The organism is Mesorhizobium sp. NZP2234 (genome assembly GCF_013170765.1).
Classification (GTDB): Bacteria; Pseudomonadota; Alphaproteobacteria; order Rhizobiales; family Rhizobiaceae; genus Mesorhizobium; species Mesorhizobium loti_D.
Map to the genome: position 1 here is coordinate 5,934,118 of NZ_CP033364.1, position 14,200 is coordinate 5,948,317.

12 protein-coding genes are annotated in these 14,200 nt (G+C 59.7%); 3 read left to right on the plus strand and 9 right to left on the minus strand.

Annotation, left to right across the window (positions count from 1 at the left end; genetic code table 11):
- Positions 1–54: 54 nt before the first annotated feature.
- The 7 genes from EB230_RS28855 to EB230_RS28885 all read right to left on the minus strand — a co-directional run bounded on the left by EB230_RS28855 (position 55) and on the right by EB230_RS28885 (position 7,198).
- On the minus strand, positions 55–972 hold the full coding sequence (locus EB230_RS28855) for a class I SAM-dependent methyltransferase (RefSeq protein WP_245303328.1): 918 nt from the start codon (positions 970–972) through the stop codon (positions 55–57).
- An 83-nt stretch (positions 973–1,055) separates the two neighbouring features.
- Entirely contained in the window at positions 1,056–2,315 is a 1,260-nt protein-coding gene (locus tag EB230_RS28860) for a polysaccharide biosynthesis/export family protein (protein WP_172374416.1), read from the minus strand.
- Entirely contained in the window at positions 2,302–3,570 is a 1,269-nt protein-coding gene (locus EB230_RS28865; RefSeq protein WP_172375192.1) for a hypothetical protein, read from the minus strand. Before EB230_RS28865 ends, EB230_RS28860 begins: the two co-directional genes overlap by 14 nt.
- On the minus strand, positions 3,567–4,571 hold the full coding sequence (locus EB230_RS28870; RefSeq protein WP_056567893.1) for an SDR family NAD(P)-dependent oxidoreductase: 1,005 nt from the start codon (positions 4,569–4,571) through the stop codon (positions 3,567–3,569). Before EB230_RS28870 ends, EB230_RS28865 begins: the two co-directional genes overlap by 4 nt.
- A 45-nt stretch (positions 4,572–4,616) precedes the next feature.
- Positions 4,617–5,291 carry a sugar transferase gene (locus EB230_RS28875; protein WP_056567890.1) on the minus strand — a complete coding sequence of 225 codons (675 nt, stop codon included), beginning with the start codon at positions 5,289–5,291 and terminating at the stop codon, positions 4,617–4,619.
- Positions 5,288–6,424: a DegT/DnrJ/EryC1/StrS aminotransferase family protein gene (locus EB230_RS28880; RefSeq protein ID WP_056567887.1), complete on the minus strand. Its 1,137-nt coding sequence runs from the start codon at positions 6,422–6,424 to the stop codon at positions 5,288–5,290. The genes EB230_RS28875 and EB230_RS28880 overlap by 4 nt, the downstream gene beginning before the upstream one ends.
- A gap of 51 nt (positions 6,425–6,475) precedes the next feature.
- The gene (locus EB230_RS28885; protein ID WP_056567884.1) at positions 6,476–7,198 is read right to left on the minus strand and encodes an NDP-sugar synthase; all 723 of its coding nucleotides are present in this window, start codon (positions 7,196–7,198) and stop codon (positions 6,476–6,478) included.
- A gap of 573 nt (positions 7,199–7,771) precedes the next feature.
- On the opposite strand from EB230_RS28885, the gene EB230_RS28890 reads away from it, so the two are divergent.
- Positions 7,772–8,446: a response regulator transcription factor gene (locus EB230_RS28890; protein WP_056567881.1), complete on the plus strand. Its 675-nt coding sequence runs from the start codon at positions 7,772–7,774 to the stop codon at positions 8,444–8,446.
- Positions 8,447–8,536: 90 nt separating this feature from the next.
- On the opposite strand, the gene EB230_RS28895 is transcribed toward EB230_RS28890, so the two are convergent.
- A complete protein-coding gene (locus EB230_RS28895; RefSeq protein WP_172374417.1) occupies positions 8,537–10,279 on the minus strand; it encodes a PAS domain S-box protein in 1,743 nt (580 codons plus the stop codon).
- A 290-nt stretch (positions 10,280–10,569) separates the two neighbouring features.
- Between EB230_RS28895 and EB230_RS28900 the strand changes: the two genes are divergently transcribed.
- The gene (locus EB230_RS28900) at positions 10,570–11,247 is read left to right on the plus strand and encodes a helix-turn-helix transcriptional regulator (RefSeq protein ID WP_172374418.1); all 678 of its coding nucleotides are present in this window, start codon (positions 10,570–10,572) and stop codon (positions 11,245–11,247) included.
- A 178-nt stretch (positions 11,248–11,425) separates the two neighbouring features.
- Positions 11,426–12,556, plus strand: coding sequence for an NAD-dependent epimerase/dehydratase family protein (locus EB230_RS28905; RefSeq protein WP_246738869.1), 1,131 nt, complete (start codon positions 11,426–11,428; stop codon positions 12,554–12,556).
- Positions 12,557–12,783: 227 nt separating this feature from the next.
- On the opposite strand, the gene EB230_RS28910 is transcribed toward EB230_RS28905, so the two are convergent.
- The gene (locus EB230_RS28910) at positions 12,784–13,986 is read right to left on the minus strand and encodes an acyltransferase (protein WP_172374419.1); all 1,203 of its coding nucleotides are present in this window, start codon (positions 13,984–13,986) and stop codon (positions 12,784–12,786) included.
- Positions 13,987–14,200: the final 214 nt, after the last annotated feature.

The following is a 14,200-nucleotide window of genomic DNA, read 5'->3' on the forward strand; positions in this document are numbered from 1 at the left end:
GCGCCCGGCTCATAGCCGCTTCACTGAACCATTTGAGTAAGCGATCTCGCCTTTCTAGTGCTTCCTCGCGATAACAAGGAAATGCTGCGCCAATTGTCCGGGAACGCGCAGGGTTCTGGATAGCTTCTCGAATGGCTCGATCAGTGCTTCACAGATTCCCGGCAGGAAGCGTCCCGGCCGAGGCAGATAGCCGTAAGGTATCACCTCCTCCACGAGGAAGCCCGAAGCGGTCAGGAGTTTCTTGAATCTGGTTTCGCTTAGCGTGTTGCGAACCGTGCGTCCAAGCGACCAATTGAGCAGCCGGCAAACCAGGCCGATGGGCGAAGTCGCATTCATATGAACGTTGCACACGAGCCGTCCGCCATCCTTCAGCTGCTGGTTTATCGCTTTCAGCGCCTCCCGTTTCAGCTGATCCTCGGCATTCAGAAAGAAGCGAAAAGCGGTTACGACATCGAAGGTCTCTTCGAGGGATTCCATCGTCATATCGATGTTGCGCAGTTTCACATTGTTCGGAACTTGCGCGCAGGCAAGCATGGATTTGGAAACATCGACGCCGACCACCTCGCCGAAAACCTGAGCCGCGACGTTGGTGATGCGGCCTGTTCCGCATGCAAAATCGAGGCAGTTTCGACCGGCTCCGCCCATTGGGCGAAGAATGTCCAGGATCATTGGCCTTTCGATTTTGTCCCACAACGCACCATAGTAGCCGGACTCGTACGTCATGTTGTAGTGCGTGCCGTAGCCCGGCGCGCAATGACTGGTCCTGTAGTCGTCCGACACCCGGTCGCCCTGAGTGTGGATCTGTTGGCTGGACGCCAGGTCCTGCCAAACTGCGCACTTGCGGGGTTGGGACTCGGCCATGAGAATTCGAACCGCCGAAGGCGTATCGACGGCATAAGCCGCCGGCTGCACCATCCGAGCCGTGTTCGTCAACCATTTCCGCTTCGCATCTCGCTTGGAACTGAGCCTCACCAGGATCTCCTGTTCGGTTCGTTCGACCCTCCAATCGAACAGTTTCCCAAGCCCCCTTCTATCGGCCGGCGGATCGAAGCCGCCTATTGGATCGCGGCACTTTGCAGATCACTGCTGAACTTGGCTTCGACGGTATCCCCCGGCATCACAATCGTATCTTCGTCAGCCGAGATTTTGCGCCACTCGTCGCCTATCTTGCGCACAATGGTGACTTGAGCCTGGATCGTTTCGCCGGCAATCGGCAATGGCTGGGCGGACGCTCCGGTCGGCTGCAACTTCTCGCTGGCGGCGCGGAGTCTGGCGGTGACATCCCCCAGCCGCGCGTTGGTGTCCTTCAGATCCGTCAGCAAGCCAACTTTCCTCTGATTGTCATTGCGTTCGCGCTGCCTGACATAGTCCTCCTGCTGGCGCCGCGCTCTCATGAGCTCGACCGAGGTTTGCAGCGCACCGCTTGAAGAGAGAAGCAAGGCGCGCCTGACATCGGCGAGCCGGGTGTTGGTCAGATTGCCCGCGTCGAACGCCTTCGTTACTTTCGCCAGGTCGTCCTGATCCGCCTTCACGCTCTCGGATTCGACCTGTTCGCGCTTCTGCAAAAGATCGATCTGATCGGCCGCGTCCTTCTGGCCCTTCTCAAGGAAAGCCTGTTCCTGCTGGAAGTCGCTCAGCGCTATCTTCAACGCATCCGCCTCAGCCTGGGCGATCGCTGCCCCGACGCTGGGCGACAGAGGCGACCCCTGCGGTGTCTGCTTGTCGAAATCCGCCTGGTCCTGAAGTTCAGCGCGGAGACGGGCGGCGTGAAAATACTCCTTGGTGTAGTCCCCCCAAAGTGTTTCGTAATCACGCCTGAGATCGACCGGGTCGGGTCCGGTCTGGCCCGCCCGTGACCGCAAGAGGCTGAAGCCGCCGGAGACGGCGAGCGCCTGCCGCACGGTCATGAGCGGACGGTAAGCCTGCTGTCCCGGCGTAAGCACGTCGCCCGTCACGTAGATCGGACGATAGTCGGCGATGATGGCCGTTATATCACCTGGTTTGACGACAACCATCTGCTCTCGTCCATCCGGCAAACGCAGGTGAAAGATCGTGGCCGGCAGAAGCGTCTGCATCCGGTTCTGCAACTCGGACGCGGTCAACCCCCCGACCATAACCATCCCGACTTCGGGAAGGGCGATATTGCCGTCCATCTGGACCACGGCTCGCTGCGTCCGATCCGGAATTGGCGCTATCCCTATCTCGACTGTATCGCCAGGTGACAGGCGATAGGGCTCGACCTCGCCGGCGGCAGCCATCGATGTCAGGAACATCCCGGCAACCGAGGCAAGAACGGTTCGTTTAGTGAAGGCCATTTGCGACAATCTCCTTCTGGTTCGGCACCGGCTCCGAAGGCCATTCAAGACGAGAAACGAAATCGTATACCGGGCCACCGGGCACGCCCCAATTGCTCGACCAGATCACCTGTGAGCCATCCGGAGACGGCGAGGCATGCGTCTCGCTCCAGTAATCGAAGTGCGCGTTTTGCGTGTCGACGACACGGCGGACCTCTCCGCTGCCGTCCAGGCGCAGTGCAATGACCTGCTGAGCGTAAGGCGCCCAATCCGGGTGCTGCGCTATTTCGGCTGGCGTACCGCCATAGCTCAGAAACACCCAGCCCGGCCTGTCCAGCGCCCTGAGCGACGCATGCATGGCCTCGCCATATTTCATCAGCGAGGTGACCTTGCCGTCAGCCAATCGGCGCTTGATCACCTGATATTTGTCGGGATCCGATTTGCTGATCCCGACATAGATTTCGCTGCCGTCGGCATCGACCGTCATGTCGCCGTGACCGGGCCGGTGGTGCTCCATCCACTTCTGGCGCAGGACGCCGTCGATGGAAAAGATGAAGTTCGGTTCATTGCCGTCCGGCAATGCCTGTGAGCACAAAATGTTGATCCCGAGCGGGGAGATCGAACAGGAGCCGGTGGTTCCTGGAAGCTGGGCAAGATCGATATCCGGGAACTTCTTCCGCTCCTTCAGGTCGTAGCCGAAGACCACCGCCTTGCCGTCATTACGCGTCGCACGCACGGCAATGCGGTTGCCATCGCGGCTCGGATTGCCTTTGTTAGGCCCGAACTGAAGTTTGCTGTAGGCCGACGAGGCGAACACGACATCCTCATGGTTGGTGCGTGGCGCCCAGGTTGAAATCTGCCGGCCGGCAACGCAGATCATCAGCTGGGCATCCCTGGGATGCCATTCGCATTCAATCGAGCGGTCGCGGTGGAATAATGGCACGTAGCTGTGGCCGTCGAGAAAGCACATGCCACCGCAACCATTGACGATCAAAAGAAGGCTCTGGTCGGCATTCCAGGCCTGTGCGCTTGAATAGCGGTGGGTGCAGTATTTCGTCCCGCATACACCGGCCAGGCCGAGAATTCCGGGTTCTGTGATCCGCAAGAAGACCGTGCCGGACGCCGGATCCCTTGTTTCACCGAGATAGTCCGGAAGGTTGGCCGCCACCGGCGGGCCCGATGCGTTGCTTGCCCGGCCGCCGGCCATGTAGAAGTTCAGGAATACGGCACCGGCAATCAGCAACAGTGCCACCACATGCCGGCGTAGCAGGGTCATGTCATATAACCCTTTTCGCGCCGCACCCGGCCTTCGCCAAGGCGCGCGCGCCACCATGCGATCGTCCGCTCGAGCCCATCGCGCAGACTGGTCTGCGCCCGCCATCCCGTCTCGCTTTCAAAGCGCGAGGAATCGGCGAGCAGGGCGCGAACCTCCGAATTTTGCGGCCGCAAACGGCTTTCGTCGCGATGGATCGGTTTTTTGGAACCGCTCAATTCGAGGACGAGGTCCAATACGTCGGAGATGGTCACCGCACGTTGGCTGCCGGCATTGTAGGCGTGGCCGAATTCGAGCCCCGCCAAGCCTGCCGTCAGGAACGCCGCGGCGGTGTCTTCGACAAAGGTCAGGTCACGGATCGGGCTCGTATCACCGACCATGATCGCCGGGCAGTTGGGGTCGAGGGCCTGCCGAATGATGGTCGGCACGATGGCGCGCTCACTCTGGCGAGGACCATATGTGTTGAAGGGCCGCATGATGACGACTGGAACATCAAACGACCTGGCGTAGGACTCCGCCATCATGTCGGCGCCGATCTTGGATGCCGAATAGGGTGACTGTCCCTGCAGCGGATGCGTTTCGCGAATGGGCATGGTCTGGGCAGTTCCGTAGACCTCGCTCGTGGAGGTATGCACTACCCGCTCCGTCTCCCATTGGCGCGCCGCTTCGAGCACGTTCACCGTGCCCAGGATGTTGGTTTCCACATAAGACTGGGCGGCCGCATAGGAATATGGAATCGCGATGAGGGCAGCCAGATGAAACACAACAGCCTGGCCACGCATGATCCGGTTCAGGAAGGCGCTGTCGCGGACGTCACCGCGGACGAGCTTCAGCCGGCCGCGGATGTTGTCCGGCAAATCGTCCAGCCACCCATGGCTGTCGAAGGAATTGTAGAGCGCCAGGGCCGTGACATCCGCCCCGTTGCGAACAAGCGCTTCGGTGAGATGCGAACCGATAAATCCATCCGCGCCTGTCACCAGAACTTTCTTGCCATTGTAGCTCATGACTGCGCATTCCCTTGACTTGATGAAGCGCTTTCCATTTGGAGTTCATACGTCGATCGGCGGTGATGGAACCCAGCCGACAACCGCCAGGAAGCCGCGTGCCATCCACATGATGTCGGAGCCGATGGTGCGCTGCGGATAGTAGGACAGGTCGAGTCTTGCCTTGGCCGGGAAAATGACCTCCCGGTAGAACAGGATCGGATCCACGGATTGGGGAAAGAAACGCGCCTCGTGCCGGAAAAGAACCTGCGTTGGGCCCAGCAGGCCAGGTTTGTAACGCAGAACGGCCTCCAGGCCACCGTGGAAGCAATCGGCGAAAGCCAGGCTCTCGGGTCGTGGTCCAACGATCGCCATCTCGCCTTTGAGGACATTCCATAGCTGCGGCAGTTCGTCGAGTTTGGTCGCGGCGAGGAACCGGCCTACGGTCGTCATGCGGCTGTCGCCAACCATGGTCAGGGCGAGGCCCTGGGAGCTGCAGTCCACCCTGAACTTGCGGAACTTGTACATGCGGAAGGGTTGGCCGCCGGCGCCCATACGGGTTTGCACGAACAAGACGGAGCGGCCACCTTCGAGCAGAAGCGCCACGGCAATCAGCAGCATCAGCGGTGCCAAAATGACGGACGCGGCGCCGGCGACCGCGAGATCGATCGAACGTCTCACGAAGCCATGCGTGGGGCTTGAGACGAGACGCCGGTGGAGGGAGAGGTCTGATGCATTCATGCCGCGGTTCCTGTCTGGGCGCCGCTGCTGAGCGCGGCTGCCAGCGCAGCCACAACTGCTTCCGCGACAGGTGACGTGATCTGGGGGTGCAGTGGAATTGTCAGCTCTCGCTGAGCAAAATCCTCTGTGCGCGGCAAATGAGTGTCGGGATACCGCTCACGATAGAACGTCATCTGGTGCACCGGCGGATAATGGATCGTGGTCTGTATCCCCAGCGTCCGCAGTTCGTCGATAACATCCTGCCGCCTCGCATAGCGCGGCAGGAGGATCGGCATGATGTGGTAAGCCGACGTCCGGGGTTCGCTGAAGGGAACTGTCACGGCAGGGCAGCGTTCCGCGATGAGGCGCCGGTACAGTACGGCCAGGATGCGCCTGATTTCGTTCCACTCCTGCAGGTTCTGCAGCTGAACCAGTCCGATCGCCGCCCGCAGCTCATCCATGCGGTAGTTGAACCCGAGCATGGTGACATCGTATTGCGGCGTACGACTGTTCAGCCGCTGATGTGTCCCGGTGGTCATGCCATGCCCGCGGGCCTGGCGAATCCTGTCGAGCAGATCGGGGTCGCGCGCAATCACGGCGCCCCCTTCCGCCGTTGTCATGTTCTTGTTGCCATAGAAGCTGAAGGCAGCCGCTGCGCCGAATGTCCCCACTTCCCTCAGGCCAGGGGCATGCGCGGCATCTTCGATGATATGCAGCCCTCTAGCCCGGGCGAAACGCTGCCATTGCTCCCGATTGGGGAGGTAGCCCGCGAAGTGGACGAGAATGACCGCCTTTGTGCGTGGCGTGCACCGCGCTTCGGCTTCCGCGAGCGACATCAGCGGCACGTCCGCCGACTCTATGTCCACAAAGACCGGCGTGGCCCCGACATACAGCACGGCATTCGCGGTCGCCACGAAGGTCAGTGACGGAACCAGCACCTCGTCGCCCGGGCCGATTCCCAGCGCATGCAGGATGAGATGAAGCGCCGCGGTACAAGAGCCGACCGCAACGCAATCCTGCGCGCCATGGATGTCGGCAAAGGCCTGCTCGAAAGCTTGTACCCGCTCTCCCATGGTAAGCCAGCCGCTATCAATCACCTTCGATAGGGCTACCTTCTCCGGTACACCTAGAATTGGTGCGCTCACCAAGAGCATCTTGACCTCCTGAACTGTTATTTGCTGGTTCGGCCTCTACATCTGAAGTCTTCACGCGGCCGCGGCGGCGACCTCGATCGAGGTCGACTGCTCTTCCCAGGCAATCGCCTGTGCGTTCTGGAAGTCGTCAACACGACCGATGTCGAGCCAGAGACCGTCGTGCTTGTACACATGCACGGCCGTGCCGCCCTGCATCATCTGGAGCATCAGATCGTCGAACCCGAATGGGATGCCGGAAGGAATGAACCGCAGGACATCCGGGTTCATGCAGTAAATGCCCATGCTGACGAGATGGGAAAGTGTCGGTTTTTCCCTGAAGAGCTGAACGGCATTGTCGACCTCGTCGATGACGCCGAAGTCCATCTTGATCAGTCGGCAGGCAGTGGCGATCGTAACCGGATCCTTGTGCATGCGGTGCGCGGCCACGAACCGGCTGAGGCTTAGATCGGTAAGAACATCGCCGTTGAGCACGATAAATGTATCGTTCAGTTCTTCCCTGATCAGGGACAGAGGCCCGATGGTGCCGAGCGGCTCCATTTCCTGGGTGTATCTGATCTTCAGATTCCATTGCGATCCATCTCCACAGACGCTGCGGATCAGGTGCCCGAGATAGCCGGTCGTGATGTAGACCTCTTCTATGCCGTTGCGCCGCAGCCACTTGAGAAGCAACTCAAGAACGGGCCGGGCTCCTATCGGCATCAAGGGTTTCGGCAAGACCGACGTGAAGGGCCGAAGGCGCGTGCCCATTCCGCCACATTGAATCACCGCTTTCATCCGATCCTCCCTGAATTACAATTTGGTTCTGTCCGGGCATCTCGTGTTCGAGTTCATTCGGACTGGCATCCGGTCCGACCCTCGGCGGCAATCCGAACATCATACGAGAAGGGTATGTGACAGCTGGGGTGGCTGTCGTCGTGCATTCGAATGGCAACGAGCCAACGCTTTTCCGGTATTGAATTTTCCGCGAAATCGAGGCCTGCCTGAGCGGTCAGGACTTGGCCGCGAGCAGCGTTCGCCGAGTACGGGTATTGGCCCTTGGGGCCCCAGCGAAGGCAGGTGCTGGCATCAAAAAGCCGTGAGGCACCGCGACCTCTCGTGCTCGATATCGCTCAGCAGGCCAGGTAGCTCGCGCAGGGTTAAAAAAAATAACAGAAGCTTTTTCGCAATTTAGGATTATATTATCCATGCGTGATGTTCGCGGGTGGGGACGCCGTGGATATCACTGTGATGTCACGACAGGTGGTTGATCACGACTTTCAGCATCGCCACAGTTGTGTCCATCACGGAGGAATGGGAGGTTTCAGCGGGTTTTCTCGTCGGGAACCGAGTGAGCGTTGGGGTAGTTCAATGTATCGGATCGTCATCGCTGACGATCACGGCTTGTATCGGCGCGGCTTGCGGCTGGCACTTATGGCTGGCATTCCGAATGCCGAAATATTCGAGGCTGCGTGTTTCGATGCCGTGGTCAATCTTCTTGAGGAGCAGGCATCCATAGACCTTGCGATCCTCGACCTTAACATGCCCGGACTGTTCAATCAGGAGGTTCTCGGTGACGTTCTATCGGCCTATCCTGGCACGCGCTTTGCGATCGTTTCCGGGGATGATTCGCGCTCTGAGATACTGACCGCTCTTTCGATCGGACTTCACGGTTACATCGTCAAGTCGCAGAAAGACGAGGAAGTCGTGCTGGCCGTAAACGAGATCCTCTCCGGCCGGATCTATGTGCCGGCGCTGTTGTCTCGAGCGTCGGCTGAGAGGCAATATCCGACCTTGCCCCCGGCGAAAAATCCAATTCGTCGGAGCGTGAACGGCGCCAATCTCGACAGACTCACACCGAGACAGCAGGATGTCCTCAAACTGATGGCGGAGGGATATTCGAACAAGGAGATCGCCCGCAATCTGGATATTGCCGAGGCGACAACGAAAATCCATGCTGCCGCCATTCTGCGCGAGCTCGGGGTCCGAAACCGGACCGAAGCAGCCGTTTTGCTGCAAAGCTGGCTGTCGAGGAATGTCAACTGACGACGGATCGCTCAAGGCGGGTGGTTTGGGTGACATGCACGGTATGAGAACTTAAAGCGTATCACGAGGCCGTCGCGCAAATGGCGCGCTTCAGAGTTCGATTTCCTTCCGCGACAGTCGCAATGAATACCGCAGTCCATGCTCCGATATTTCCAGTTTCGGGGAATGGCCGACAAGCGGCGTGCCGTCGACTCCGATTATCATGGAACCGAAACCGTGGCGCACGACCTTTGCGTTCTTCCGCCGCCCCGATTCCACCCAGTCGAACACAAGATCGTCGCCCGCGCCGGCGGGTGCGAATTGCCACTTAACCTCAACCCTGCCTTGTGAGTCACCCAGCGCACCGTGTTTCACGGAGTTTGTCGTCAGTTCGTGAAGTATCATCGCAAAGCTCTCGGCGGCGCCACCTGGTACTAAAACGGAGGGGCCGCTGATCGTTATATCCCGTGTTTCCTTGAAGGGCTGCAGTTCCTGGGCCACGAGCTCGTGGAGCAGCCCTGAAATATTGCTGTGGCCTGAAAGGAGCATGTGAGTCGCTTCCAGCGTTCTGATCCGATCGATCAGCATTTCCTTGTATTTGGCAACGTCGTTCTCGGGAACATTGATCATCTTCACCAGGGCCGTGATGACCGGGAACAGGTTGCTGAACCGATGGCGTTCTTCGCGCATGATGCGCTCGCGCTTCTTCACGGCAGCGCGAAGAAGCGTGGTTTGTCGACGCTCGGTGAGATCGGCAGCCACCCCGATGCGCAACGGTCGATCGCCGTGTTTTTCCTGCCGACCACGCAGGGCAATCCAGCGCACATGGCCGTCCGTCCGTCGGACACGGATCTCTATGTCGTAATTCACACCGGACGATGGTTTTGCCGAGGCCGCCAGCTTCAGCCAATCGGCCGGATGAATCACGGTCGAGAGCTCTTCCAGGGGGCGGACGCGCGTTGGCGGCAGGCCAAGGATGTCCCAGAACTTGTCGGAGCCCGTGACTGTCCCCTCCTTGAGATCGATACGCCACGTGCCCAGGCGTCCGGCAGACAGGGCGAGATCAAGCCATTCCTTCTGAGCCCGGAGAGCCTCGCGTGCGGCTCGGCGCTCGGAAATATCGTCGATCACCACGAACACGCTCTCGGTGGAGACCTCGTCGGGTCGCGACGAAGACAGGGCCAGACGAGCCCAGAATGCCTTGCCGTCCTTCCTCAACAGGCGAACATCCGCAGCGGATGACGCGGCGCCATTGCTCAGATCCTTCAACAAATCCCGCACGGCATCTCGATCGTCAGGAAGAACAAGCGCCTCCAGCTCCAGTTGCGCAAGTTCCTCTTCTCCGTAGCCGGTCATCTCAAAAAGACGTCTGTTCGATTGCAGCAGTTCGCCACTTCGATTGGCATTCGCAAAACCCAAAGCCGCGCGCTCGAAGGCCCAACGATAGCGGCCCTCGGCGGCATCGATGGCAGCAAGCCTTGCCTCAGCGACCTCAAGCGCCTCGCGCAAATCCTGTCGCAGGCGGTGAAACACAAACGCGATCAGCCCACCCGAAACCAGAAGGAAGATGGCGCGCGTCCAATCCTCCGCAGAGATTTGAGAGTTCAGGACGCGCCGTTCCCACAAGCCGGCGGCTGCCATGAGAAGTGTCGCGGCGATGGCGAGCAATCGCCCTTCGAGATATGCAATGACAATAATCGCCGGAATAAATGCAATAAATGCTGCATCCTGTCCAACATGTATTGTATTTTCTGCTTCGAATACTAAAGAGACCGCCAGCACCAACAGCGAAGCTACATGAGCTAACGGGGAGCCTGACACATTCAATTTCAGTCGGCGCAGAAATGAACCCATGCGCCAGACTACAACCTTCCGTCTAGTCCGTCGAGACTAGGCCATGAAAGGGCAACCTAGTACCACTGCCGGATTGCCACGCTTTTCCCGGCGAATAAGATCGAGGGTTGGAAGGGCTCATCAGAACGTACATTTCGACGAACGCTGCAGAATCGTTCTGCCGCGGAGTTCTTCAACTATGTCGAAACACAAGACAGAGGAGCGCGCTCTGGGCGATATGTAAAATTTAGAGCAAGTAAATAATGCGTAATTTACTTGCGTCAGAAGCAACTAGGGTTGGGGTAGAAGCTATGACACTGATTGACAGGCACAACGACGTGGCTGCGGGCAGCCAATACATCGTACTGAGGAATACTCGCAATGCACGCTCGACACAGCTCCCGGATCGATCGGACGCCAGAATTGGCGGGGCGCGGCGACGCAGTTTGGAATCCATAACCGGCATGCTCGACCGCATAGGCTGCGGCTATCTGGTGCTGGATCGCGACAGAAAAGTAATCGAATGGAACTGGGCCGCTCAAGACACACTAGAGCGCCAGGGCGAAGCGGCCGAAACGGCCAGCGAGCTTTCCGCGGGGCTAAGGCGACTGGTCGCGAATGTTCCGGTCCATTTCCAGCCAGGCTCGCTGTCATGGGTGGTGATCCGCAGCAGAGGCGACAGGCCGGTGATCCTGAATGAAACGGGTGTCATCGCACCCGACGGGACGAGCATCGTCGCCTTGCTGGATCGGGAGAACACCTCAGCGGCCAATCCTCAGACATTGCAAAGGATGTTTGGCCTGACCAGCGCGGAAACGCAGCTGGCATTGCGCCTGGCTCAAGGCGATGCGCCGCTGGAGATCGCTCGCAGTTGGCGCCTCAGCCGCACGACGATCCGCTCCCAGCTTGCCTCTCTGTTCGCCAAGACCGAGACGAAGCGCCAGGCAGAGCTGGTTGCTCTTCTGGGGCGCATTTCGGTCCTGCCGTGAGATAGGCAACCCCGCCGGATATCAGCATCCGTCCGGATCCACACGATCGGGAGCCAGCGTTGCAACGCAGCCGGCGGCTGCGTTGCTCAGGTCGTGGAACTGACGCCGCTCTCTCTCACCATTTCGATGCGGTCGCACACAGGCAGCGCCTGGGGTCTCGAAACAGGAGTGACTTGCTATGGCCGAACTGAATTCGACAGGGCGGAAGCTGGCGGATGCCGCTCGCGTGCAGTCTGACGGCGCTGTCTCGGAACTTGCGCGCGCTGGGCCGGTCGTCGTCACAGGTGCCGCTGGATTCATCGGATTTCATGTCGCGTCACGACTTTTGCGACACGGCGTCGAGGTTGTCGGCGTCGACAATTTCACGCCCTACTACGATCCAAGGCTAAAGGAAGAGCGATTTGCACGCCTCTGCGCCGAGCCGAGGTTCACGCCAATGCGGATGGACCTCGCGGACCAGGCGCTCGTGAAAGCGCTGTTTTCGGACTTCCGGCCGTCGCATTTTGTGCACCTCGCCGCTCAAGCTGGAGTGCGCTATTCGCTCGTCGACCCGCATGCCTATGTGCAGTCGAACATCGTCGCGTTTCTCAATGTCCTGGAGGGTTGCCGGCGCACCGGCGTCGGCCATCTCGTCTATGCTTCGTCGAGCTCAGTCTATGGCGCCAATCGAAGCATACCGTTTTCCGAGCACCATGGCGCCAGCCATCCGGTCAGCTTCTACGCCGCGACCAAAAGCGCCAACGAATGCATGGCGCATTCCTACAGCCACCTGTTCGGCCTGCCCGTGACCGGATTGCGCTTCTTCACCGTCTATGGTCCCTGGGGCAGGCCCGACATGGCGGTCTATACATTCACCCATGCCATAGCCGAGGGACGAACGATCGAAATCGCCAATGCCGGCCACGTGTGGCGAGATTTCACCTATATCGACGACATCGTGGAAGGCGTGGTTCGCGTGCTCGCCGCGCCGCCGCGCGCCGATCCCGATTGGGACAGTCAGGCAGCCGATCCCGCCACCAGTTCGGCGCCCTATCGGATCTACAATATCGGCAATGACCGGCCCGAGGAGATCAACCGCCTGATCGCCATCATCGAGACGGCGCTCGGCCGCCGCGCACTTCGCGTCAATGTGCCTTTGCCTCCGGGCGACGTTCTGGAAACCCGCGCCGACGTCGGCGATCTTCGCCGCGCTGTCGGCTTCGCGCCGGCAACCGCACTCGAGGACGGCGTGCAACGGTTCGTGGAATGGTACCGGTATTTTCACGGAAAGCAGGCCAGCCGGGAAAGGCAAGCGTTCATTCCGGCATAGAACAAGACAGCGGGTGGCTGGCGGTAACCGGAAAGAGGACAACGCCGGTTCATCAACCCAAAGCCCATGGGATCCACGTGCGAACGGATGGCGTTCGCCCTGCCCCCTGGAGCAGTTCATCATCTCATGGACATGGCGAACTTCTCTTAACTATTTGTTTTTCATTATTTTTTCTGGAAACCCGTTTTCCCTGGAATTGCCCTGGCCGGCAGCACTGTGGCGCTCGATCAGTCTGCCTTGGGATACGCCGGCACCGGAAATGGACGCAACTGCTGCCGGGCGCCGGACCCGACTCCCAAGAGGCGCCGGGCACGGCCAGTCAGCGGCTTCTCGAACAGGCGGTAAGTGATGAGTGCCACGCCGAAAGTGGTCGCCAGCGCCAACGCGATGAAGGTCCATGGGCCAAGCAACAAAATCAGGCCAGTTCGCCAGAAGATGATACGCATGGCGCGGATCACGAACGGATGCAGCAGGTAGAGAGCGAAGGACGCATCGCCAACACCAGCACCCCATCGCGCGGCCCGGCTTTCATGCCTCAACTCACTTGGCGCCAAGGCGGCACTCCAGACGATGAGAGATGCCGGGATGCCATAAACAACGGGACGGGCAATGCCGACCGAGATTTCGGGAAATGCAGCCGCGAGCATCAGCGCGGCCAGTCCCGTTGCAGCGACGCAGGCCCTGATGAGACCGGATGGCCGCAGGCCAGAGGCGCACATGATCCCGACCATCACGCCAAGGGCGAACTCGAGAATGATCGGATCGGTCCAGAACGCGAATGGCTCTCGCAAAGGCGCCGCGAGACGGCCCGCGAACACCATCCCAACCAGGGTCGTGAGCAGCACCGTGACGGCCCAGCGCATGGGGAGCACGATCGCCGCCGCAAACAATACGTAGAAAAGCATCTCATAGTTGAGTGTCCAGCCTAGCTCGTAGAGCGGCTGAACGACGCCGTCAGGGCGAGTGGCGGGGATGAAGAAGTAGGATTCGATTACGAACCTGGAATTGATGTAGGTCTGGTTGAGGAAGGTGGGAGCGAGCAACGCCACGACAAGATAGAGCGTGGTGACCGACCAATAAAGTGGGATAATCCGAGCTATCCGGCGAGAAAGAAAGAGACGCGCGCCACCCGTCTTTGCGAACAGCTGTCGCGACGTGTGCACCATGATCAGGCCGGAAATCACGAAGAAGATATCGACTCCAGCGCTCCATGGTATCGGATTCCAGGCTTGAAAGGTTCGGCCGGCCTCCAATTCCAGGCTCGCCGCATCATGTTGGGCGTGACGCAGCGCAACCGAAGTTGCCGCGAGGGCGCGCAGAACCTGGACCTGTGTGAGGGTTTGACGTTGACCGGGCTCGACAGGCGTCGATCTTTCGGACCGATGGCGCATCGAAGACGTCGAGGCCGACTCCATTGGTTCTTGTCCCATGGATGCTCCGCAGCTTGCCACAACACGGTGACGACCGTCCGGAACTCACGCATCCTTCGAATGACTGACACTGCCCGTAAAATATGATGGCCCTGCCAGCAGGCTTTCAGCCATCTCGGAGGTGCCAAGCCCATTCGCCGCGTGCCGATGAACATGCACCAGGCTTTCGTTCACCGACTGTTCGATGACGCGGACCGGCGCCGATGGATGAAGT